General features: G+C 40.6%; 19 protein-coding genes, 1 other RNA gene and 2 pseudogenes. 10 read left to right on the top strand and 12 right to left on the bottom strand.

From position 1 onward, the window contains the following. Positions 1 to 31 precede the first annotated feature (31 nt). Complete coding sequence (locus E3U36_RS10005; RefSeq protein ID WP_180816424.1) at positions 32 to 1,390, bottom strand: hypothetical protein; 1,359 nt, start codon at positions 1,388 to 1,390, stop codon at positions 32 to 34. On the opposite strand from E3U36_RS10005, the gene E3U36_RS10010 reads away from it, so the two are divergent. After that, positions 1,384 to 2,307, top strand: coding sequence for an IS5 family transposase (locus tag E3U36_RS10010; protein ID WP_180816425.1), 924 nt, complete (start codon positions 1,384 to 1,386; stop codon positions 2,305 to 2,307). The two genes, E3U36_RS10005 and E3U36_RS10010, sit on opposite strands and share 7 nt — an antisense overlap. Here E3U36_RS10010 and E3U36_RS10015 read toward each other — a convergent pair. Together E3U36_RS10015 and E3U36_RS10020 are read right to left on the bottom strand one after the other, a co-directional pair. Further along, a complete protein-coding gene (locus tag E3U36_RS10015) occupies positions 2,294 to 2,986 on the bottom strand; it encodes a hypothetical protein (RefSeq protein ID WP_180816426.1) in 693 nt (230 codons plus the stop codon). The two genes, E3U36_RS10010 and E3U36_RS10015, sit on opposite strands and share 14 nt — an antisense overlap. An 82-nt stretch (positions 2,987 to 3,068) precedes the next feature. After that, positions 3,069 to 3,992 carry an IS5 family transposase gene (locus E3U36_RS10020; RefSeq protein ID WP_180816427.1) on the bottom strand — a complete coding sequence of 308 codons (924 nt, stop codon included), beginning with the start codon at positions 3,990 to 3,992 and terminating at the stop codon, positions 3,069 to 3,071. On the opposite strand from E3U36_RS10020, the gene E3U36_RS10025 reads away from it, so the two are divergent. Further along, entirely contained in the window at positions 3,986 to 4,123 is a 138-nt protein-coding gene (locus E3U36_RS10025) for a hypothetical protein (RefSeq protein WP_180816428.1), read from the top strand. The two genes, E3U36_RS10020 and E3U36_RS10025, sit on opposite strands and share 7 nt — an antisense overlap. A 508-nt stretch (positions 4,124 to 4,631) precedes the next feature. Here the strand turns inward: E3U36_RS10025 and E3U36_RS10030 are convergent. The 3 genes from E3U36_RS10030 to E3U36_RS10040 all read right to left on the bottom strand — a co-directional run bounded on the left by E3U36_RS10030 (position 4,632) and on the right by E3U36_RS10040 (position 8,558). Continuing rightward, positions 4,632 to 5,555 carry an IS5 family transposase gene (locus E3U36_RS10030; protein ID WP_180816429.1) on the bottom strand — a complete coding sequence of 308 codons (924 nt, stop codon included), beginning with the start codon at positions 5,553 to 5,555 and terminating at the stop codon, positions 4,632 to 4,634. A 180-nt stretch (positions 5,556 to 5,735) separates the two neighbouring features. Next, positions 5,736 to 7,103: an L-serine ammonia-lyase gene (locus tag E3U36_RS10035; protein ID WP_180816430.1), complete on the bottom strand. Its 1,368-nt coding sequence runs from the start codon at positions 7,101 to 7,103 to the stop codon at positions 5,736 to 5,738. 144 nt (positions 7,104 to 7,247) lie between these two features. Next, positions 7,248 to 8,558 (bottom strand): serine/threonine transporter, encoded by a 1,311-nt coding sequence (locus tag E3U36_RS10040; RefSeq protein ID WP_180816431.1) that lies wholly within the window; start codon positions 8,556 to 8,558, stop codon positions 7,248 to 7,250. A 519-nt stretch (positions 8,559 to 9,077) separates the two neighbouring features. Between E3U36_RS10040 and E3U36_RS10045 the strand changes: the two are divergent. After that, positions 9,078 to 10,001: pseudogene (locus tag E3U36_RS10045) on the top strand (IS5 family transposase). On the opposite strand, the gene E3U36_RS10050 reads toward E3U36_RS10045, so the two are convergent. From E3U36_RS10050 to acrR, 3 genes are all read right to left on the bottom strand, one after another. Continuing rightward, positions 9,988 to 11,034, bottom strand: a complete 1,047-nt coding sequence (locus tag E3U36_RS10050; protein ID WP_180816432.1) for a hypothetical protein — start codon at positions 11,032 to 11,034, stop codon at positions 9,988 to 9,990. The pseudogene E3U36_RS10045 and the gene E3U36_RS10050 overlap by 14 nt on opposite strands. A 77-nt stretch (positions 11,035 to 11,111) precedes the next feature. After that, the gene (locus E3U36_RS10055) at positions 11,112 to 11,474 is read right to left on the bottom strand and encodes a DsrE/DsrF/TusD sulfur relay family protein (protein ID WP_032115139.1); all 363 of its coding nucleotides are present in this window, start codon (positions 11,472 to 11,474) and stop codon (positions 11,112 to 11,114) included. A gap of 31 nt (positions 11,475 to 11,505) precedes the next feature. After that, positions 11,506 to 12,141, bottom strand: a complete 636-nt coding sequence (acrR, locus tag E3U36_RS10060; protein WP_180816433.1) for a multidrug efflux transporter transcriptional repressor AcrR — start codon at positions 12,139 to 12,141, stop codon at positions 11,506 to 11,508. A gap of 136 nt (positions 12,142 to 12,277) precedes the next feature. On the opposite strand from acrR, the gene E3U36_RS10065 reads away from it, so the two are divergent. Together E3U36_RS10065 and E3U36_RS10070 are read left to right on the top strand one after the other, a co-directional pair. Beyond that, on the top strand, positions 12,278 to 13,441 hold the full coding sequence (locus E3U36_RS10065; protein WP_180816434.1) for an efflux RND transporter periplasmic adaptor subunit: 1,164 nt from the start codon (positions 12,278 to 12,280) through the stop codon (positions 13,439 to 13,441). Positions 13,442 to 13,483: 42 nt separating this feature from the next. After that, positions 13,484 to 16,603, top strand: coding sequence for an efflux RND transporter permease subunit (locus E3U36_RS10070; protein WP_180816435.1), 3,120 nt, complete (start codon positions 13,484 to 13,486; stop codon positions 16,601 to 16,603). 353 nt (positions 16,604 to 16,956) lie between these two features. Here the strand turns inward: E3U36_RS10070 and E3U36_RS10075 are convergent, their stop codons facing one another. Then, positions 16,957 to 17,154, bottom strand: coding sequence for a hypothetical protein (locus tag E3U36_RS10075; RefSeq protein ID WP_180816436.1), 198 nt, complete (start codon positions 17,152 to 17,154; stop codon positions 16,957 to 16,959). On the opposite strand from E3U36_RS10075, the gene E3U36_RS10080 reads away from it, so the two are divergent. The 4 genes and pseudogenes from E3U36_RS10080 to E3U36_RS10095 all read left to right on the top strand — a co-directional run bounded on the left by E3U36_RS10080 (position 17,148) and on the right by E3U36_RS10095 (position 19,846). Then, positions 17,148 to 18,071 carry an IS5 family transposase gene (locus E3U36_RS10080; RefSeq protein ID WP_180816437.1) on the top strand — a complete coding sequence of 308 codons (924 nt, stop codon included), beginning with the start codon at positions 17,148 to 17,150 and terminating at the stop codon, positions 18,069 to 18,071. The two genes, E3U36_RS10075 and E3U36_RS10080, sit on opposite strands and share 7 nt — an antisense overlap. Positions 18,072 to 18,175: 104 nt before the next feature. Beyond that, positions 18,176 to 19,101, top strand: a pseudogene (locus E3U36_RS10085) (IS5 family transposase). 104 nt (positions 19,102 to 19,205) lie between these two features. After that, positions 19,206 to 19,586 (top strand): Hha toxicity modulator TomB, encoded by a 381-nt coding sequence (tomB, locus tag E3U36_RS10090; protein ID WP_238337449.1) that lies wholly within the window; start codon positions 19,206 to 19,208, stop codon positions 19,584 to 19,586. A gap of 56 nt (positions 19,587 to 19,642) precedes the next feature. Next, positions 19,643 to 19,846 carry an HHA domain-containing protein gene (locus tag E3U36_RS10095; RefSeq protein ID WP_180816438.1) on the top strand — a complete coding sequence of 68 codons (204 nt, stop codon included), beginning with the start codon at positions 19,643 to 19,645 and terminating at the stop codon, positions 19,844 to 19,846. 548 nt (positions 19,847 to 20,394) lie between these two features. Here the strand turns inward: E3U36_RS10095 and ffs are convergent. Continuing rightward, positions 20,395 to 20,491: signal recognition particle sRNA small type (ffs, locus tag E3U36_RS10100), an RNA gene on the bottom strand. A gap of 470 nt (positions 20,492 to 20,961) precedes the next feature. On the opposite strand from ffs, the gene E3U36_RS10105 reads away from it, so the two are divergent. After that, positions 20,962 to 21,885: an IS5 family transposase gene (locus E3U36_RS10105; RefSeq protein ID WP_180816439.1), complete on the top strand. Its 924-nt coding sequence runs from the start codon at positions 20,962 to 20,964 to the stop codon at positions 21,883 to 21,885. A gap of 141 nt (positions 21,886 to 22,026) precedes the next feature. Here the strand turns inward: E3U36_RS10105 and ppiD are convergent, their stop codons facing one another. Further along, positions 22,027 to 23,898, bottom strand: coding sequence for a peptidylprolyl isomerase (ppiD, locus tag E3U36_RS10110; protein ID WP_180816440.1), 1,872 nt, complete (start codon positions 23,896 to 23,898; stop codon positions 22,027 to 22,029). Positions 23,899 to 23,981 lie beyond the last annotated feature (83 nt).

The raw sequence follows: 23,981 nt of genomic DNA on the forward strand, positions 1-23,981 counted from the left end.
CCCGCCAGATCCATCGCGTTATTAGTGGTGGTTAATACTCATGTAATGACTTAATTCCCTTGAGTCTTGCTTTCTGTATTTTTTTGCTAGACAAAGCTTTTTCTTCTGTTCGCCAATTTTGTGCAGCCATTTTAGATCCTTTACCGCCCAAACCTTGGGTTTTTAAATGATAAAGGCGTTCTTGCAGTCGAACGGGAGCTAATGCCAAATTACCAGCAGCATCACGGTAATATTTTCGACCATAAAGGGCACCGGTTACTGAATTTATTTGCATAAAAATATCTTTATTCTGTTTTTTGCCAATATTAACGACTAAAACTTCTGTTTTTAACTCAGGGCGATAGGCCTTTTCGATCTTGAATGATTTAATTGATGTTTGCGGCAAATTTTTTACTTGTTTCTCCAGGGCTTCGACTAGGGGAGCTAAGAGATGATTTTTTTTGTTCAATTTAATTGCTGCATCTTTTAAGCTATTGATACCCTTTAAACCTCCCGATGCCAGCAATTCAAATCCAGGATCTGCGCTACGAATAAAATCAATACCTAATCCAATGTAGGCTTCTGCTGGTACATTTTTTGTTATATGAGGAATGCCAACACTTACAAACTGTGTGCCACCTTGCTTTAAGGCCTGTGCAATCGTTGCCTGTTTTGCTGCGATTTTAAGCCCTTGAGTGGTGGCTTCTCCCATCGCAATACTAAATCGTCCACCAATTTGTAGTCCTTTGCCCAAAAAGTGTAAAAAACTTAAGATATCAAATACTCCCGCCACGATAGCTTCTCTAATATTGCCTTTTTGTGCTTCGGTAATGCAGCTATAAAAATGAATGAGACTTAAGAAAAAAGCCGCTACTTTTTGCTGGGTGGTTTTTTTGTAACCTTCATCATCTAATTTTTTAAATAGCTTGTTAGCATGTAATTCAGCCAGTTTTTCTAATGCCATTTTCGGTTGTTCTGTTGCTTTTTTTAGTAAGGAAGGAGAGTGGATTTTCAAAGCAAAATTTTTGTTATAACGGGTATTTTTATGATCTTTTATCAAGTGAAAAATTAGATCTCGATTGCGGTCTACTCGCGATAATTTATAGTTCCCCATTTTTTGATCTTTTTTCAGGGCATAAATACGCTTTTCTCCATTAAACGAACACATCAGCATATCAATTGCATCAGGCACAGGAATAATCAGTCCATCTTCAGCCACTAATCCAGCTGACAGAGAATGAATGTTGTTATCGCGGGCATTATATTCAACTTTGAGTTGATTTATTTCTGCTTGTTGCATAAATAGTTGTTCTTCTTCACTCAGTGAATGGCTTTGTTGAATAAATCGAACTTTTAGGTGATTGGCGGAGCTGATCGCTAAATTCGTTTCAACATCAGGTCCCCATGGCAAAGCAAAAGTTTAAAATTACCAACTGGCCCGCGTACAACAAGGCACTCAGACAACGCGGTTCCCTGACGGTCTGGCTTGATGAGTCGGCCATCGCTGGATGGACTGACAGTTCTTCGCCTGAAGGTCGTGGCCGGCCGCTTTACTACAGCGATATGGCTGTTACCACTGTCCTGATGATGAAGCGTGTGTTTAACCTGTCGCTCCGGGCATTACAGGGCTTCGTTGATTCGATTTTTAAACTCATGTCTTTGCCGCTGTGCTGTCCGGACTACTCGCTGGTCAGCAGACGAGCAAAGAGCGTCAACATCAGCATAAAAACGCCAACGCGTGGTGAAATCTCGCATCTGGTCATCGACAGTACCGGTCTGAAGGTCTTTGGCGAAGGTGAATGGAAAGTCAGGCAGCATGGGGCTGACAGACGAAGAGTGTGGCGCAAGCTTCATCTGGCAGCAGACAGTGTGACTCATGAGATTATCTGTGCCGACTTATCGCTCAGCGGAACGACAGATGCGCAGGCACTGCCGGGCCTGATTAACCAAACCCACCGGAAAATCAGGGAAGTGTCAGCAGACGGTGCTTATGACGCCTGTTACTGCCACGATGCGTTGCTAAGAAAGAAAATCAGGCCCCTTATCCCGCCGCGAAGCGGAGCGAAATACTGGCCGGACAAATACCATGAACGTAACCATGCGGTGGCGAATCAGCGTCTGAGCAGGAGTAATGATATGTGGAAAAAGAAAGTGGGTTATCACCGGCGTTCAGTGGCAGAAACAGCGATGTTCCGCATAAAAACTTTGCTGGGTGGCCATCTGAGGCTGCGTGAATATGAGGCTCAGGTAGGTGAAGCAATGGCGATGGTCAAAGCGCTGAACCGTATGACGTTGTTGGGTATGCCACACAGCGTCAGGATCGGATAACAGCTGTAGCAGAGGGAGCCATCCTGTCGGCTAATTCTGATTTATTCAACAAAGCCTCGTTTGGGGCGGATAATTTTTTGGCTCGTTCTGCGGCCTTCATTAATTCTTCTACTTGATCAAGTGTTGTTTTTGCCGATTCTGTATCTAAGCTCCATTTATTAAACCAGTGGGCGACAGCAAATGGATCGACCCGTGAAATATCAACAGCACCATATTGCATTTGATAAATAACGACATGTTCTAGTTTTTCCTGAAAGCCTTTCGACTCAATACTGTAACGCCAATACCAGATGTCACAGCGACATAAAAAATCCTTATCCGGATAAATAATATACTGTTTATATTGGTCTTCAGAAGCGGAACCAGAACCTAATACCGCATCTAAACCATTTGTTGCCAGCTCTTCGATAAATTTTCCTACATTTTGGCCATTTGGTTCTTTCGAAAGCGAAAAAGCTGATTCGATAGTTTTAGCAATGGGACTACCAATGGCATCTTTGCTATCTGTTTTGGTCATGACGTGCATGCGTTCGGTTTGAAAATCTTTGGTGACTCCTGGCGCTAGGCTATCTTCATCACTTTGATGCCAAGAATTATTCATTTCATGTTTGAAATTATCTAATTTGGCTTCTCCCAACTTGACTAGAATATTGAGTGTCTCTTTCAACTGTTCTTCCATATCTTTTCTTGGATCAAGATCACGAAGGCTTTGTTGAATAAATCAGAATTAGCCGCCAGGATGGCTCCCTCTGCTACAGCTGTTATCCGATCCTGACGCTGTGTGGCATACCCAACAACGTCATACGGTTCAGCGCTTTGACCATCGCCATTGCTTCACCTACCTGAGCCTCATAGTCACGCAGCCTCAGATGGCCACCCAGCAAAGTTTTTATGCGGAACATCGCTGTTTCTGCCACTGAACGCCGGTGATAACCCACTTTCTTTTTCCACATATCATTACTCCTGCTCAGACGCTGATTCGCCACCGCATGGTTACGTTCATGGTACTTGTCCGGCCAGTATTTCGCTCCGCTTCGCGGCGGGATAAGGGGCCTGATTTTCTTTCTTAGCAACGCATCGTGGCAGTAACAGGCGTCATAAGCACCGTCTGCTGACACTTCCCTGATTTTCCGGTGGTTTTGGTTAATCAGGCCCGGCAGTGCCTGCGCATCTGTCGTTCCGCTGAGCGATAAGTCGGCACAGATAATCTCATGAGTCACACTGTCTGCTGCCAGATGAAGCTTGCGCCACACTCTTCGTCTGTCAGCCCCATGCTGCCTGACTTTCCATTCACCTTCGCCAAAGACCTTCAGACCGGTACTGTCGATGACCAGATGCGAGATTTCACCACGCGTTGGCGTTTTTATGCTGATGTTGACGCTCTTTGCTCGTCTGCTGACCAGCGAGTAGTCCGGACAGCACAGCGGCAAAGACATGAGTTTAAAAATCGAATCAACGAAGCCCTGTAATGCCCGGAGCGACAGGTTAAACACACGCTTCATCATCAGGACAGTGGTAACAGCCATATCGCTGTAGTAAAGCGGCCGGCCACGACCTTCAGGCGAAGAACTGTCAGTCCATCCAGCGATGGCCGACTCATCAAGCCAGACCGTCAGGGAACCGCGTTGTCTGAGTGCCTTGTTGTACGCGGGCCAGTTGGTAATTTTAAACTTTTGCTTTGACATGGGGACCTGATGTTGAAACGAATTTAGCGATCAGCTCCGCCAATCACCTAAAAGTTCGATTTATTCAACAAAGCCGATCACGAATAAATTTACTAACAACCGCCATAGTTAATCTCCTTATTAAATCATAATCATTAATAAATAGTGTTTTATTGATAAATAATTGTTAACCAATTGATAGATGCATGATGATTATTATTTTTCAATCGTATTATGTATAGTGATTATTTGTTGAGTTGAATTTAATAAATAATAAGTAGTTCTGTGAATTAATTGGATTTTTTTTGATGAGTTTTTCTGCAGAAATTGACAAATAATAATTTCAAATTAGGTATATTATTAAACGTAATTTATTTTAATTGATAAAAATTACTGGCCATTAATATTATTATTTAATTTATTTCTATTATTAAATTTTATTTTTAGCATCTATTTAATTGCTGATCTTAGCTAGTGAGTATTTCTATATTAGCTCTTGGTCAAACCGGGTGAATAATTTTATTGTGCTCAGCTAATGGTTAATATCAATATTCTGATGAAACAAATATCCATATTATTCAACATCCTTGTTCGATTAAAATTCGGCTTTGTTGAATAAATCAGAATTAGCCGACAGGATGGCTCCCTCTGCTACAGCTGTTATCCGATCCTGACGCTGTGTGGCATACCCAACAACGTCATACGGTTCAGCGCTTTGACCATCGCCATTGCTTCACCTACCTGAGCCTCATAGTCACGCAGCCTCAGATGGCCACCCAGCAAAGTTTTTATGCGGAACATCGCTGTTTCTGCCACTGAACGCCGGTGATAACCCACTTTCTTTTTCCACATATCATTACTCCTGCTCAGACGCTGATTCGCCACCGCATGGTTACGTTCATGGTACTTGTCCGGCCAGTATTTCGCTCCGCTTCGCGGCGGGATAAGGGGCCTGATTTTCTTTCTTAGCAACGCATCGTGGCAGTAACAGGCGTCATAAGCACCGTCTGCTGACACTTCCCTGATTTTCCGGTGGGTTTGGTTAATCAGGCCCGGCAGTGCCTGCGCATCTGTCGTTCCGCTGAGCGATAAGTCGGCACAGATAATCTCATGAGTCACACTGTCTGCTGCCAGATGAAGCTTGCGCCACACTCTTCGTCTGTCAGCCCCATGCTGCCTGACTTTCCATTCACCTTCGCCAAAGACCTTCAGACCGGTACTGTCGATGACCAGATGCGAGATTTCACCACGCGTTGGCGTTTTTATGCTGATGTTGACGCTCTTTGCTCGTCTGCTGACCAGCGAGTAGTCCGGATAGCACAGCGGCAAAGACATGAGTTTAAAAATCGAATCAACGAAGCCCTGTAATGCCCGGAGCGACAGGTTAAACACACGCTTCATCATCAGGACAGTGGTAACAGCCATATCGCTGTAGTAAAGCGGCCGGCCACGACCTTCAGGTGAAGAACTGTCAGTCCATCCAGCGATGGCCGACTCATCAAGCCAGACCGTCAGGGAACCGCGTTGTCTGAGTGCCTTGTTGTACGCGGGCCAGTTGGTAATTTTAAACTTTTGCTTTGCCATGGGGACCTGATGTTGAAACGAATTTAGCGATCAGCTCCGCCAATCACCTAAAAGTTCGATTTATTCAACAAAGCCTATATATACTTATATAATAACGAATAAAATAATTTATTAACATTAAATAAGCCAGTTGTTAAAACTGGCTTATTATTTAATTGTTGTAACAGTTTATTAAATAGTTTAATCGCAATATGTAATTTTAATCGCTAACCCACCTTGTGAAGTTTCACGATATTTGGCATTCATATCTTTGCCGGTTTCATACATGGTTTCAATTACTTTATCCAGACAAACACGCGGATCACTAACCCGACGTAAAGCCATTCGGGCAGCATTAACCGCCTGAACTGCTGCAATCGCATTACGCTCAATACAGGGAACCTGGACTTGACCGCCAACCGGATCACAAGTAAGCCCAAGATGATGTTCCATACCAATTTCTGCTGCGATACAGACTTGGGCAGGACTACCTCCCATTAATTCGGTTAGCGCAGCTGCGGCCATAGAACAGGCCACACCAACTTCACCTTGACAGCCAACTTCAGCACCAGAAATTGAAGCATTCATTTTATAAAGGGTGCCGATAACGCCAGCAACCAAAAAGAAGCGGGTATAAGAATTTTCGTTAATGGGGCGAATAAATTTATCATAATAAGAAAGTACGGCTGGAATAATACCACAAGCACCATTGGTCGGTGCGGTAACCACTCGTCCACCGGCTGCATTTTCTTCATTGACTGCCAAGGCGAACATATTGATCCAATCAACAACAGCCATCGGATCCGTTGTCGTATTATAGGAGGTGACTAGCATTCTTCTTAATGCTGCTGCACGGCGTGGTACCCGAAGTGGGCCTGGTAATAGACCTTCGGTATTAACACCTCGTTCGATAGCTTGCTGCATAACCTGCCAAACTGCATCGAAATGAGTTTGTATTTCTTCTTTACTCCGCAGCGCTAATTCATTTTGCATCACCAGTGCAGAAAGTGAAAGGCCGTTATCTTTACAGTGCCGTTGTAGATCAGCTGCTGACTGGTATGGATAAGGCACTTTAACCGTCGATCCACTTTCTTGACCAACATGCTGTTCATCAACGATAAAACCACCGCCAATAGAATAATATGTATTACTATACAGTTTATCTTCAGCTGCGAAAGCGGTAATTACCATACCATTTTCATGCATTGGTAGATTGGTGGTATGAAAATTCATACCACCTTGTGTAGGAAAATCCACTACATGTTGTCCATTGGCAAGTAATAAGAGCTGAGTTTGTTCAACATTTTTAACAAAAGTGGAGATAGAATCGATAGCTACCGTATCGGGTAGATTACCGGCTAATCCCATAATAATGGCAATATCAGTGGCATGTCCTTTACCGGTTAAAGATAATGAACCATAAACATCAACGCTAATACGCTTTACAGAAGTCAGAATCTCTTTTTTAATTAGATCATCAACAAATTGTTTACCGGCTTTCATTGGTCCGACAGTATGAGAACTGGATGGGCCAATGCCAATTTTAAAAATATCAAAAACACTACTCATATTTTATTCGCCTCCTTGTTAAAGGCGCTAATTTTTAGTAATAAGCTGGCCAAAGAGTTGAAGTTAATATTGCGGCCTTACGATATTTGGGAAAGCTAATTCATTTATTCCAATAAATGACAGCCATCCCAAAATCATTAAACGTTAAAGAAATAATTTATATACTGCAGCTGAAATAGCGATAATACCGACAATGACTACAAAAATATTACTAATATGACCAGAATACTTACGCATAGCGGGTATTCTACTAATTGCGTACATTGGCATCATGAATAATAAAATTGCAATAACAGGTCCACCTAAACTTTCGATAATGCTCAGAATACTTGGATTTAAAGTAGCAACTAACCAGGTAGTGACTAACATAAAAATCGCAGTTGCTTTATTTAGTTTTTGGATATTGATTGTTTTACCTTTTGCCCGATAAGCACGTTCAACCAAACCATTAAAACCTTCACGCGCACCGAGATAATGTCCTAGGAACGATTTTATAATTGCGACGAAGGCAATTAGTGAAGCGGCAAATTTAATAAAAGGTTTATCGAAATAGCCAGATAAATAGTCGAGGATACTGATGTTTGCCGCTTTTGCTTTTACCAAATCAGCAGGAGATAAAGTAAATACACAGCTAAAAACGAACAACATTACGGTTATAACCATTAAAATATGTGCTGAAGCTAAAATTCGAGAAGCTTTTTGATCAGCATGCTCGCCATATTCTTTACGATTAGCAACGGCAAATGCAGAAATAATAGGTGAATGGTTAAATGCAAAGACCATAACAGGAATAGTTAACCAAATCGTAACCAGCATACTCTGGTTATTTTCGGTACTATCCATATTAATATTGGAGAATGAAAGTGTTTCTAATGCAGCGCCATGCCAGTGAGGGATCATATAGAGTGAAAATATCACCAAAACCGCAATAAACGGAAATACTAGCATACTCATTATTTTGACTATATATTTCTCACCCAGGCTAACAATAGCCATGATACCACCGACAAGAATAAGTGCTAATAGCCAGCGCGGTGGAGCATTAAAACCGAGGAGTTCAACGATGAAATTCTCGACATTATTGGTAATTGATACGCCATATACCAATAAGATAGGATAAATAGCAAAAAAATAGAGCAGTGTGATCCAATTACCGGAAGAACGGCCAAAATGTTCTTCTACAACCTCAGTAATATCGCCATTAGGTTTTGAGCCGGATAATACAAAACGGGTTAAACCGCGATGGGAAAACAAGGCCATTGGAAATGCGAGTAACGTCATTAGAATGACGGGTAATAGGCCACTCATACCTGCGTTAATGGGTAAAAAGAGTACACCAGCACCGATTGCGGTGCCGTATAAACCTAACATCCAAACTGTATCATTTTTACGCCAAACTTTTACGTCCTGGTGTGCATATGAGGAAGTGATGGAATCAACTCGAGTTGTATCCATGGTACTCTCCAAAATATAAAACGAGAAACAAAAAATAGTAAATTTTTAATGTATGAAAACCGCTCAATATAATTATGATTGCAGGTATATTTATACAATATTCTTTATCTACATAAACAAAATATATAGTTAAAATTTATGTAAATAAAGTAACTGATTATTCTAGTAAAGGTTAATTGCGATACTATACCACATTATGGTTTAGTGTCATTATCACAATACTGTTTAGAATCAATTTTATTTGTTTTTTTATATGTCAAAATTATATTTTAGTTTTTCAGAAGGGAATCTTATTATTTATCGGTATAAAGTTCCGTGATCAGCATCCCAAAAGTATAATCATCTATAGTTTGTTGTTAATGAGTGTAAGTTTTTTGTTTATATTTTGTTAAATTTAGCTATTCTTAGTTAATATTTACTTAAAAGTTGTTTTAATAAATATGAGGCTTTGTTGAATAAATCGAACTTTTAGGTGATTGGCGGAGCTGATCGCTAAATTCGTTTCAACATCAGGTCCCCATGGCAAAGCAAAAGTTTAAAATTACCAACTGGCCCGCGTACAACAAGGCACTCAGACAACGCGGTTCCCTGACGGTCTGGCTTGATGAGTCGGCCATCGCTGGATGGACTGACAGTTCTTCGCCTGAAGGTCGTGGCCGGCCGCTTTACTACAGCGATATGGCTGTTACCACTGTCCTGATGATGAAGCGTGTGTTTAACCTGTCGCTCCGGGCATTACAGGGCTTCGTTGATTCGATTTTTAAACTCATGTCTTTGCCGCTGTGCTGTCCGGACTACTCGCTGGTCAGCAGACGAGCAAAGAGCGTCAACATCAGCATAAAAACGCCAACGCGTGGTGAAATCTCGCATCTGGTCATCGACAGTACCGGTCTGAAGGTCTTTGGCGAAGGTGAATGGAAAGTCAGGCAGCATGGGGCTGACAGACGAAGAGTGTGGCGCAAGCTTCATCTGGCAGCAGACAGTGTGACTCATGAGATTATCTGTGCCGACTTATCGCTCAGCGGAACGACAGATGCGCAGGCACTGCCGGGCCTGATTAACCAAACCCACCGGAAAATCAGGGAAGTGTCAGCAGACGGTGCTTATGACGCCTGTTACTGCCACGATGCGTTGCTAAGAAAGAAAATCAGGCCCCTTATCCCGCCGCGAAGCGGAGCGAAATACTAGCCGGACAAGTACCATGAACGTAACCATGCGGTGGCGAATCAGCGTCTGAGCAGGAGTAATGATATGTGGAAAAAGAAAGTGGGTTATCAACGGCGTTCAGTGGCAGAAACAGCGATGTTCCGCATAAAAACTTTGCTGGGTGGCCATCTGAGGCTGCGTGACTATGAGGCTCAGGTAGGTGAAGCAATGGCGATGGTCAAAGCGCTGAACCGTATGACGTTGTTGGGTATGACACACAGCGTCAGGATCGGATAACAGGTGTAGGTGTAGCAGAGGGAGCCATCCTGTCGGCTAATTCTGATTTATTCAACAAAGCCCCTTTTTGTACTAATTGGTTACTATTTTGAGTTACTGAGATCAAACGTTCACTCAGTGCTTTATTAATCGCTTTTTCATGTTTAATTACCGGATATTCTTCCACTTCCTGACTATTTATCGTTGAGCGTTGCGCTTCTTTAGCAGTTTCCTCATAATAATTTAAGCGTTTATTATTAATAGTAGCCTGAATATATTGTATATCACTTTGAATTAACTCAAGATAAGTTGCTGTATAATCACGTTGCTTCTGTAGCACATCCTGTAATTGAGTATTAGCTTGTAATGCGTGTTGTTGAAATTTATTTTGCTGCTGCAAGTATAATTGTTCCACTTGTAATAATACTTGCAAAGCAGGCCGAATATCGTCATTGGAAGAAAAATCATTATTTAGTTGGTAACGAATATCTTGTAGCCGCCGAGCATTTTCTAGCATTATATTCATTGCGCGCTCTGGCTGGGTTTGTAATGCAACTAAGTTGTTATTAATATTGGCTAGATTTTCCTGCTGGTTTTGTAATATTTCTAATTTATTTTTTAACTGGCTCTCTAGTTGCGATAAAGATAAATGCTGATATTCAGTTTTAGTCTGCTCACTTTGTTGTTGCTCACGTTTAATTCTAGCTAAATTATCAAGTACATATCGCGCTTCTTTTGGCGCTTGCATCACTCTTTTTTGCATTAATTCAGCTTGTTTTTCTAATCCAGCTAATTCATCATAAAATTGGATGGCTTTTTTGTAGTCAGATAAAGCTAGCGTTTCATACGCAGTTAAATTGCTACGATTACTTAAGGCATTTAATTGGTTTTGAATAGTTTGCCTTGAGGTTATATTGGTTAAGGTAGCACTCTCAATTAACGTAGCATTAAAAAGAAAAAATAAACCACAAGATAAGGACAAGAAAGAAACTAACCACTGGCAACATGTTCTGCTTTGCAACCTTCGACTAAATGAAAACATAGTAGTATCCACTACGTTAGATTAAAAATAAAAAAACAGTTAAAAATCTCTCCTTAGGATTTCTTTCCTTGCCTCAAATATTATTATATCTAAAAAGTTAAAACTTTATTGGCTACTAATGTCCACTGAGCTAACTCTACCAAAGTGCCGATGCTGACCCCTTTAATTAACGGTAATTCACTGATACCTCTTGCATCAGTACAAGTCTTACATAATTTTATTTCCACTTGCTGCGCAAGCAAAATTTCTAACATCTGTTTTAAATTATAACCATCAATTGGCTTTTGATTATCAAGACCTGCAACAACCGCATCAGACATTAAAAAAATTTTCATTTCAGTTGTCGCTGCCTGTTCCTTAACTGCAATCGCCAAACGTAGCGCATTAAAAAGATTTTCATCACCATAAGCGGCACCATTAGCAATAATCAAAAATAGGTTTTTTTCTGGCATCAAATTCTCCGTAATTATGTAATAAAACATTTCAATTGTTTCTTATTGATGGACTGTATTTCATCATATCAATCATTGTATCCACATAGCGAATCGCATTTTCTTTGATACTAAAACTATCTGGTACACATAACCAATTTTCAAACAGGCCAGTAATCGCTGCACGTATCATAATTGCTGCGTACTGGGCATCGATATTGACAGGCAACTGTTTTTTTTCCACACAGGCACTTAACAGAGTGACTAGTCGTTGATGGTTAATCATATAAATTTCACGCCGTAATTCAGCAAACTGTGCCATTTCACCTATCAATTCACATTTATGAAAAAAAATCTCAGTTAGCTCCCTGTTTTTAGTATCGTCAAAAAAAGTAAATAAAATATAATGTAATAATTTTCTCAATACAAAAAGTGGATCATTGGGGTATTTTAACTGATACTTTTTCTGAGTTTCAGCCATTTGTTCATCAGTAAATTTACAAGCTTCAGAGAAAAGATCGACTTTATTTTTAAAATGCCAATAAATAGCACCACGAGTTACACCTGCAACCTCTGCTATATTAGACAATGAGGTAGATGAAACACCATACTTAGAAAATGTTCTAATTGCTGCATCAATTATTTCTTGGCGAGTTATTTTTGCTTGTTGCTTAGTTTTTCGTGCCATTTTAACTTACTTTCTTCTCATTGAAGGAAATTTACATACATTCACGTATGTTTGTGCAATAGAATAGGAGACTTATAACATAATAATTCACTAGGTTTCAGATTTGAAATTGATATTTGAATATTGAGGTTTATTTATGCAAAAAAACAGAGGGATCTTACCTCTGGTAATATTACTACTCTCAAGCTGTTTGATCTTGACAGCATGTGGCGATAATTCCCAGCAAGGTAATATTGCACCTCCAACACCTGAAGTTGGTGTCGTAACATTGGAAGTAAAGCCATTGACAGTTACAACTGAACTGCCTGGCCGTACTAATGCTTTTCGTATTGCCGAGGTAAGACCTCAAGTAGAGGGTATTATATTAAAAAGAAATTATAAAGAAGGTAGTGATGTTGAAGCTGGAGCTTCTTTATATCAAATAGATCCTGCAACCTATAAAGCAAATTATGACAGTGCAAAAGCTAATTTAGCAAAAGCAAAAGCCAATGCAGAAATTACTCGTTTAACTGTAAGCCGTTATAAGCCTCTATTAGGAACAAATTATATCAGTAAACAAGAGTATGATACTGCAAACGCTAATTATGCTCAGGCATTAGCTTCTCTTAAAGCTGCTGAGGCGGCAGTTGAAACCGCGCGTATCAATCTTGATTATACCAAAGTAGCATCGCCTATTTCAGGCCGTTCCGGTAAATCCAGCGTCACAGAGGGTGCATTAGTCACAACCGGGCAAGCTACTGCGCTAACAACCATTCAACAGTTAGACCCTATCTCTGTTGATGTTACTCAATCCAGTGACGATTATCTGCGTTTAAAAAATGAGATTGCTAGCGGCAATTTATCTAAAGAATCACAGCAAGCACCTGTTAGTTTAAAAATGAATAATGGTGAAGTTTATGCACAAAAAGGTGTTCTTCAATTTTCCGATGTAACAGTTGATGAAAGTACGGGTTCTATCACAATGCGGGCTATTTTCCCAAATCCAGAAAAACAATTACTGCCTGGTATGTTTGTTCGTGCTGTTTTAGAAGAAGGCGTGAAAAAAAATGCGATCTTAGTGCCACAACAAGGTGTAAGTCGGACACCTCGTGGTGAAGCCCAAGTGATGATTGTTAATACCAATGATGAAGTCGAAACCCGTACGGTAATTACTGCGCAAGCAATTGGTAATCAATGGCTAATAGCTAAAGGACTAAAAGCTGGAGAGCGTGTCATTGTTATTGGGCTCCAAAAAGTCAAGCCTGGCATGAAAGTGGTAGCTAAAGAGACATCATTAACTCCAAATACAACAGAAAAATAAATTTTCTCCGCAAAAGTCTTAAATTAAGGGAGTCGATAATTAATGCCTCAGTTTTTTATAGAACGGCCAATATTCGCGTGGGTAATAGCCATTATTACCATGCTTGCTGGTCTATTGGCAATTATCAAATTACCGGTGGAGCAATATCCAACCATTGCACCACCTGCTATATCGGTTTCAGCAACCTATCCTGGAGCTGAGGCCACCACTGTACAAAATACCGTTACTCAGGTTATCGAACAGAATATGAATGGGATTGATAATCTGGTTTATATGTCGTCAACCAGTGATGCAATGGGTAACATGTCTCTGACACTTACCTTTGAAGCTGGAACAGATCCCGATATTGCACAAGTACAGGTACAAAATAAATTACAATTGGCCATGCCATTACTGCCCCAAGAAGTACAGCAGCAAGGCATCCATGTTAATAAATCTACCGGTTCTTTCTTGATGGTAGTCGCTTTTATTTCTAAAGATGGCTCTATGAATCAAGAGGATATCGCTGATTATGTTAACTCTCACATTAAAGATCCTATCAGTCGAGTAAAAGGTGTCGGTGAAACCCAGCTGTTTGGCACTCAGTACGCTATGCGGATCTGGTTAGATCCAGATAAACTTGTTAAATACAATATGGCCACTCAGGATGTTATCAATGCCATAAAAATTCAAAATAACCAAGTCGCTGCCGGTCAGCTAGGTGGCACACCACCGATCGCAGGCCAACGACTGAATGTTTCGATTATTGCTCAAACGCGGCTAAATAATACCGAACAATTTGCCAATATCCTGTTACGAGTTAATCCGGATGGTTCTCAGGTTCGTTTAAAAGACGTTGCCGTCGTTGAGTTAGGTGCGGAAAACTATAGCATCAAAGCAAAATATAATGGCACGCCATCAGCCGGTATTGGTATCAAATTGGCTACCGGTGCCAATGCCTTAGATACCGCAAAAGCCGTACGTGCTACGCTCGCTGAAATGGAGCCGTTTTTCCCTAACGGATTAGAGATTGTTTACCCTTATGACACCACGCCGTTTGTAAAAATTTCAATTAACGAAATAGTGAAAACGCTGATCGAAGCTATCATGCTAGTCGTCGTTGTTATGTACTTATTCCTGCAAAACTTCCGTGCAACCTTGATCCCAACGATCGCAGTTCCTGTTGTTTTGCTTGGTACATTCGCTATTTTGTCTGCGATGGGTTATGCAATTAACACGCTTACCATGTTCGCAATGGTGCTCGCTATCGGACTCTTAGTCGATGATGCGATTGTGGTAGTAGAAAACGTCGAACGTGTAATGCAAGAAGAAGGATTATCACCTAAAGAAGCTACCAAAAAGTCGATGGGGCAAATTCAAGGGGCACTTGTCGGTATAGCCTTAGTATTATCGGCGGTATTTATCCCTATGGCTTTTTTTGGTGGCTCAACGGGCGCAATCTATCGTCAATTCTCGATTACTATTGTCGCCTCAATGGTGCTCTCCGTTCTGGTCGCGTTGATCCTAACTCCCGCCTTGTGCGCCACAATATTAAAACCTATCCCTAAAGGTACTCATGGTAAACAGACTGGCTTTTTCGGTTGGTTTAACCGTACATTTGAAAAAAGCGCGCATCACTATACTAATAGTATTGTCCATATGCTTAGAGGCACGGGCCGTTACCTGGTTATTTATGTTATATTAGTTGCCGGTATGGCATTTTTGTTCCTAAATTTGCCCTCTTCATTTCTGCCTGAGGAAGATCAAGGGTTACTTTTGACTATGGTTCAGCTACCACCTGGTTCAACCCAGGAACAAACAGTCGCAGTGCTTCATGATATTGACCAATATTATCGCACCAAAGAAACAGCGAATGTTAAATCTGTCTTTACCGTAAGTGGCTTTGGCTTCGCAGGACAGGGACAAAACATGGGGCTTGCTTTCGTGGTACTACAAGATTGGAAAGAGCATCATAGTGCTGAAAGCCATGTTTCTCAAATTATTAATCGTGCCAATCTTGCCTTTTCAAAAATACAAGAAGCTATCATCTTCTCTTTCAATATCCCTGCTATACCTGGACTAGGTACTGCCAGTGGTTTTGATTATGAACTTGTTGATCAGGGTAATTTAGGCCATGACAAATTAATGGCTGCTCGTAATCAACTACTAGGGCTTATCGCTCAACATCCTGATATATTGCAAAATGTCCGTCCTAACGGGCAAGATGATACTTCTCAATATCGTTTTTATATTGATCAACAGAAAGCGGAAGCATTAGGTGTTTCTATCAATGATATTAACGCAACGTTAAGTACCATGTTTGGCGGCATCTATGTAAATGACTTTATTGATCGTGAACGCGTTAAAAAAGTTTATGTACAAGCCGATGCCCCATTCCGGATGTTGCCTGCTGATATTGAAACATTTTATGTCCGCAATAATCAAGGAAAAATGGTACCTTTTTCTGCATTGATTGATCATAGCAAAGATCCATGGCTATATGTTTCACCACGTCTGGAACGCTATAATGGTTTACCTGCAATGGAAATCCAAGGTTCTGCGGCACCAGGGAAAAGTACCGGTGATGCCATGCTATTAATGGAGCAACTTACTGAAAAATTACCTGAAGGTGTTGGTTATGAATGGACCGGTATGTCTTACCAAGAACGTCTTTCTGGCAATCAAGCACCTGCTTTATATGTAATTTCTCTTATTGTCGTCTTTCTCTGTTTAGCCGCTTTATATGAAAGTTGGTCAATTCCTTTTTCTGTTATGCTAGTTGTACCATTAGGAGTTATTGGGGCATTACTCTTCACTTCAATTCGGGGATTAGAAAATGACGTTTACTTTAAGGTAGGTTTATTAACAACTATTGGTCTATCTGCCAAAAATGCCATTTTAATTGTTGAGTTTGCTAAAGACTTAATGGAAAAAGAAGGAAAAGGATTGATTGAAGCGACGCTAGATGCTGTCAGAATGCGTTTACGGCCTATTTTAATGACATCATTAGCATTCATGCTTGGCGTTTTACCGCTCGTTATTAGTAACGGTGCAGGTTCAGGCGCGCAAAACTCTGTAGGTACCGGTGTACTTGGAGGAATGATTGCAGCAACCACATTAGCAATCTATTTCGTTCCAGTATTTTTTGTCGTTATACGTAGACGTTTCACAAATAAATATTAGCTTAGTTAGATTATTAGTAATATTTCCATTAAAAGGCCAGATATTCTGGCCTTTTAAGTAAACATGTTTTTTAATAAATGAAAAATAACTCTAAATATATGACTAGAACTTATTTTTTAATAAAAAAATAAATAATAATAAAATAACACAGTAATACTGTAACTTTTTGTATATATTTGATATTTTGCTCTAGATTCGTTCCTTGATTAACATCATATAACAAAAAACTTTATACAGAGATAGTGACTTATGCGATAATAGTGCTATATTAATATCCAGTAGGTTGTTTGCTTTACTTTTGCGATACTCACACAAGTATACATTTTATAAATTATCCACATTATTCTGATTGTTTATCGACACCCATTTATAATTTTGGTAACAATCATAATTAATAGTGTTTTGATTTTACAAAAAATAAAACAATATATTAATTCAATGGTAATTTCTTCATCTTTAGCAGTATTATGGCTTTGTTGAATAAATCGAACTTTTAGGTGATTGGCGGAGCTGATCGCTAAATTCGTTTCAACATCAGGTCCCCATGGCAAAGCAAAAGTTTAAAATTACCAACTGGCCCGCGTACAACAAGGCACTCAGACAACGCGGTTCCCTGACGGTCTGGCTTGATGAGTCGGCCATCGCTGGATGGACTGACAGTTCTTCGCCTGAAGGTCGTGGCCGGCCGCTTTACTACAGCGATATGGCTGTTACCACTGTCCTGATGATGAAGCGTGTGTTTAACCTGTCGCTCCGGGCATTACAGGGCTTCGTTGATTCGATTTTTAAACTCATGTCTTTGCCGCTGTGCTGTCCGGACTACTCGCTGGTCAGCAGACGAGCAAAGAGCGTCAACATCAGCATAAAAACGCCAACGCGTGGTGAAATCTCGCATCTGGTCATCGACAGTACCGGTCTGAAGGTCTTTGGCGAAGGTGAATGGAAAGTCAGGCAGCATGGGGCTGACAGACGAAGAGTGTGGCGCAAGCTTCATCTGGCAGCAGACAGTGTGAATCATGAGATTATCTGTGCCGACTTATCGCTCAGCGGAACGACAGATGCGCAGGCACTGCCGGGCCTGATTAACCAAACCCACCGGAAAATCAGGGAAGTGTTAGCAGACGGTGCTTATGACGCCTGTTACTGCCACGACGCGTTGCTAAGAAAGAAAATCAGGCCCCTTATCCCGCCGCGAAGCGGAGCGAAATACTGGCCGTACAAGTACCATGAACGTAACCATGCGGTGGCGAATCAGCGTCTGAGCAGGAGTAATGATATGTGGAAAAAGAAAGTGGGTTATCACCGGCGTTCAGTGGCAGAAACAGCGATGTTCCGCATAAAAACTTTGCTGGGTGGCCATCTGAGGCTGCGTGACTATGAGGCTCAGGTAGGTGAAGCAATGGCGATGGTCAAAGCGCTGAACCGTATGACGTTGTTGGGTATGCCACACAGCGTCAGGATCGGATAACAGGTGTAGCAGAGGGAGCCATCCTGTCGGCTAATTCTGATTTATTCAACAAAGCCGGTGATTGGCGGATCTGATCGCTAAATTCGTTTCAACATCAGGTCCCCATGTCAAAGCAAAAGTTTAAAATTACCAACTGGCCCGCGTACAACAAGGCACTCAGACAACGCGGTTCCCTGACGGTCTGGCTTGATGAGTCGGCCATCGCTGGATGGACTGACAGTTCTTCGCCTGAAGGTCGTGGCCGGCCGCTTTACTACAGCGATATGGCTGTTACCACTGTCCTGATGATGAAGCGTGTGTTTAACCTGTCGCTCCGGGCATTACAGGGCTTCGTTGATTCGATTTTTAAACTCATGTCTTTGCCGCTGTGCTGTCCGGACTACTCGCTGGTCAGCAGACGAGCAAAGAGCGTCAACATCAGCATAAAAACGCCAACGCTCTTGGTGAAATCTCGCATCTGGTCATCGACAGTACCGGTCTGAAAGTCTTTGGCGAAGGTGAATGGAAAGTCAGGCAGCATGGGGCTGACAGACGAAGAGTGTGGCGCAAGCTTCATCTGGCAGCAGACAGTGTGACTCATGAGATTATCTGTGCCGACTTATCGCTCAGCGGAACGACAGATGCGCAGGCACTGCCGGGCCTGATTAACCAAACCCACCGGAAAATCAGGGAAGTGTCAGCAGACGGTGCTTATGACGCCTGTTACTGCCACGATGCGTTGCTAAGAAAGAAAATCAGGCCCCTTATCCCGCCGCGAAGCGGAGCGAAATACTGGCCGGACAAGTACCATGAACGTAACCATGCGGTGGCGAATCAGCGTCTGAGCAGGAGTAATGATATGTGGAAAAAGAAAGTGGGTTATCAACGGCGTTCAGTAGCAGAAACAGCGATGTTCCGCATAAAAACTTTGCTGGGTGGCCATCTGAGGCTGCGTGACTATGAGGCTCAGGTAGGTGAAGCAATGGCAATGGTCAAAGCGCTGAACCGTATGACGTTGTTGGGTATGCCACACAGCGTCAGGATCGGATAACAGGTGTAGCAGAGGGAGCCATCCTGTCGGCTAATTCTGATTTATTCAACAAAGCCCAGTATTATGCAATCAAAATGAGTAATAACCCGTAATCTGAGGTTTAAATGGAGGTGATTATGGATGAGTACTCACCAAGGAGTTATGATATCTTAGTGCTAAAGTATTTATGTGATGCTCTATATCGTGAAGCGATGTTAACTTTGCATAGGACAAAAACCCATTGGAAAAATGATCTTGGTTCCGATCAAAGCGTTAAACTTAATGTATTAATTGATCATATCACAGATTTTATTGGTCAATTTAAATTAAAATATCCGAATAACGTAAACCTTTTTATTTTTATTGACGAATATTTGAATGAAACTTATAACCTATTTGGTAAACCTGTAATGAGCCTAACAGATATTTCTGATTGGCAAAAAATGAATGAGCATTTGGCTGAAATATTAACAAATGATATAAAATATTCATTAAGTAACACTTGACGCAACAGCCAATAACATTCATATTTTATACATCTATAATTTAAAGAAAGGAAATTATGACTAAAATTGACTATCTGAAGCGCTTAAGAAGATGTACGACTATCGAAACATTGGAGCGCGTAATCGAAAAAAACAAATATGAGTTATCTGAAGACGAACTTGAATTATTTTATTCTGCCGCAGACCATAGGTTAGCAGAGCTCACAATGAATAAACTTTATGACAAAATTCCTTCGTCAGTTTGGAAATATGTTCGTTAATAAGTAAGTCTTTCCTTTATCAGATAGGATATGGTTATAATTTTAGCCGATAGCCTTTATCGGCTTTTATTAATAACTATATAACTTAAAATATTCATTTATTGCACGAATAATTATATCGTGGTGTTGCTTACGTTATTAGATTAAACAATGAACCATATGTATATTTTCACTTAATCAAAAAATAACCCTATAATTATCCTCACTCAACCATAACTCTTTTTCATTAATAAAAACCATACCTAAACAATAACTATTTATGAAAACAATCAATTCAATGCTATTTATTTTTTAATTAATAATTCAATTGCATCATTAATCAAAATTCTTAATTTCACATAATATTATTTTTCTATAAATAACTAAACCAAAAACTGACATTTAGATTAAAATGAAAATTCATCAAATTAATTGAAATTTTTCTCTATGTAAAAAACCAACCATATTGAATTAATTTAGCAATTTTCAACATAAAAACATTTTTTGTTAATTAGATTAATTTTATCTGAAAAAATATAAATATCTTAGAAGTGTTAAACTGGAGGAGTCGCTGTCAGCGACATCCCGGCACATACACCCCTTGCTATGGCTGCTTCTTTCCAGATCTGACCAAGTTAACAATTTAGCATTGCGGGAGAACCAACAGGACCCCATCGAATGGCTCTATAAGAATAATAGAGCACGCATTATGCGCTATTCATATTCAAATAGCAAGAAAAAAATCAAGTGTTGTTTTCTTATTCAAATAGATAATATTAAACATAAAAATAGTTTAACAGTATATAAATAATAACAAAAAAGATTAAAGTTGACCGACCTTATTTACAACAAAATAAGTATCTAATCTAGTATAATCTTAATTTACCAATCTTCGAAGTGATGAAAAAACAATTTTCAATATGAAATATAAAAATATATTAATAAAAAATCCACAAATAAGTAAGAATAAAATAGAAAAAAGATTAATTAACAACATCTAGACGTTCTACGCTATCAGTATGTAATAAATTACCAATTTGTTGCAATTGGTACATCTGAGCGGCTTTGTTGAATAAATCGAACTTTTAGGTGATTGGCGGAGCTGATCGCTAAATTCGTTTCAACATCAGGTCCCCATGGCAAAGCAAAAGTTTAAAATTACCAACTGGCCCGCGTACAACAAGGCACTCAGACAACGCGGTTCCCTGACGGTCTGGCTTGATGAGTCGGCCATCGCTGGATGGACTGACAGTTCTTCGCCTGAAGGTCGTGGCCGGCCGCTTTACTACAGCGATATGGCTGTTACCACTGTCCTGATGATGAAGCGTGTGTTTAACCTGTCGCTCCGGGCATTACAGGGCTTCGTTGATTCGATTTTTAAACTCATGTCTTTGCCGCTGTGCTGTCCGGACTACTCGCTGGTCAGCAGACGAGCAAAGAGCGTCAACATCAGCATAAAAACGCCAACGCGTGGTGAAATCTCGCATCTGGTCATCGACAGTACCGGTCTGAAGGTCTTTGGCGAAGGTGAATGGAAAGTCAGGCAGCATGGGGCTGACAGACGAAGAGTGTGGCGCAAGCTTCATCTGGCAGCAGACAGTGTGACTCATGAGATTATCTGTGCCGACTTATCGCTCAGCGGAACGACAGATGCGCAGGCACTGCCGGGCCTGATTAACCAAACCCACCGGAAAATCAGGGAAGTGTCAGCAGACGGTGCTTATGACGCCTGTTACTGCCACGATGCGTTGCTAAGAAAGAAAATCAGGCCCCTTATCCCGCCGCGAAGCGGAGCGAAATACTGGCCGGACAAGTACCATGAACGTAACTATGCGGTGGCGAATCAGCGTCTGAGCAGGAGTAATGATATGTGGAAAAAGAAAGTGGGTTATCACCGGCGTTCAGTGGCAGAAACAGCGATGTTCCGCATAAAAACTTTGCTGGGTGGCCATCTGAGGCTGCGTGACTATGAGGCTCAGGTAGGTGAAGCAATGGCGATGGTCAAAGCGCTGAACCGTATGACGTTGTTGGGTATGCCACACAGCGTCAGGATCGGATAACAGCTGTAGCAGAGGGAGCCATCCTGGCGGCTAATTCTGATTTATTCAACAAAGCCTAAAATGATATAACAGCAAGAGGCTGCACAAGCGCAGCCTCTAATTTATGTAATTGTATAAAATTATGTGGAAGTCGAACGCAAATTACTCAATTCGGCCTACATCGACTTTAGCCTTATCACGTAAATTCAACATCAGTGATTCCATCATCACATCGCCAAGTATCATTTTATAGCGTTGCGAAAAGACTTTTAATTCATCTTCCGTCGGTTGCCCCTGAGTCACTTTGACCAATTGAATAATAACTAAATTATTTTTGCTATCTTTGCTACTGAGATAAGTCGGTGCATTTTCTTTAGGAATTGGCATCTGAAAAATTTGCTCAGCCAATGAGTCATTTTGTTCAAAACGTTTGATAATCTTTGCCTCACCAAAGGTAATACCCTGTTTTGCCAAAGCCGCTGCACCTGTCCCTTGTTTTAATGCGCTCAGCAATTTATTGCCCTCTGCTTCCATCTCTTTTGTAGCTTTATTAAGCTTGACTAATTCAGCTACTGATTTTTTCACCTCATCGAATGGTTGAGTTACCTCTGGTTTATATTTTTCAACTCGAATAACAAACGCACGATCACCATCGACATTAATAACATCTGAGTTAATACCTGTTGGCCCATTTTTATCTAATAAGTTGCTGTTAAAAATAGAATCAGCCACTTTATCAAATCTTATTTCTTCAGGAAGATTATTACGACTAAACCAATCTGTTGTGACCGCTTTAATACCAGTAACTTTTTCAGCTGCTGCTAACGATTCGTTATTATCCATCGCCCCGCGACTTGCAGTTTGTTGTAATGAATAAAATGCATTAATCGCTTTTTCATTTTTTAGGCTATCGGCAATCTCAGTTTTTACTGACTGAAAAGGTTTTATTACTTCAGGTTTAATATCATCAAAACGAAATATAATATAATTGCTAGCCGATTTTATTACGCCAGAAACCTGTCCTTTTTTAGTTAGATTCGCATCAATAATTTCACTTGGCGTTGAAGTCACCTCCATCCAACCAAGAGCACCATGATTTGCTGCACTAAATTTATCTGTCGATTTTTCGGTAACTAATTGCTTAAAATCAGCCCCACCAGCCAATTCTTTAGCAACGGAATCGGCTTCTTTTTCTGTTGCCAATTGGATCATGCTGTAATGTTTTTGCGCAGGCTGCGTAAAATTAGCTATATTTTGCTCATAATAGCTTTTCAGCTCTTCATCTTTGACTGCCACATTTTCACGTTGAGAAGCGGCATCTAACTTAATATAACTAACCTGTACCTGTTCGGGTGAAATAAAACTGTTCTGATGTGTATTATAGTAATCTTGTAATTCTTTATCTGTCATCGTTTGTTTAGATTGATAGTTAGCAAGCGATATAGTTGCTGTTTTTACTTCACGTTGCTGTAAAAGTAACTCAGCATAGGACTTAATTTCTTCAGGTAAGACAAATTCATCTGTCACATACATTTTACTGAGTTGACGGTTAATCAAATTTTGTCGTATTTCTTGGGCAAGATCATCGGCATTAACATTATGTTGAGATAAAATAGCCCGATATTTTTCACTATCAAAATGCCCGTCAGTCTGAAATATCGGCATGTTGTAGATATCTTGCTTAATTTGCTCATCACTCGCCGTTAAACCCAATTGATTTGAATATTGATTAAGCAATGTCACACCAATTAACCTTTCTAAAGCTTGACGACGCAGCATCTGGATCCCTTGCTCGCTGCTGGCAATTTCAGCAAATTGATCACCTAGTCGTTCTTGTAATGCTTGCTTTTCTTGCTGAAAAGCTTGCTGTAATTGAACTTGACTAATTGCTGTGCCATTCACTTTCGCCGCGTGATTACTTGAACCGCCAATCAGGTAACCACCAACGCCGGTAAGCACAAAAGATAGGATAATAATCACAAATACTATTTTTAGCACAGGACTATTCGCCGCCGTGCGTAGGTTGTCCATCATAAAGAGGCTACTCTCCATTTTAGTCAAAGTAAATAGACGCATAATACGCTATTTTAGCGTAAAAGAAAAAAGCGCATCACCTT

Source organism: Arsenophonus endosymbiont of Aphis craccivora, assembly GCF_013460135.1.
GTDB lineage: Bacteria > Pseudomonadota > Gammaproteobacteria > Enterobacterales > Enterobacteriaceae > Arsenophonus > Arsenophonus nilaparvatae.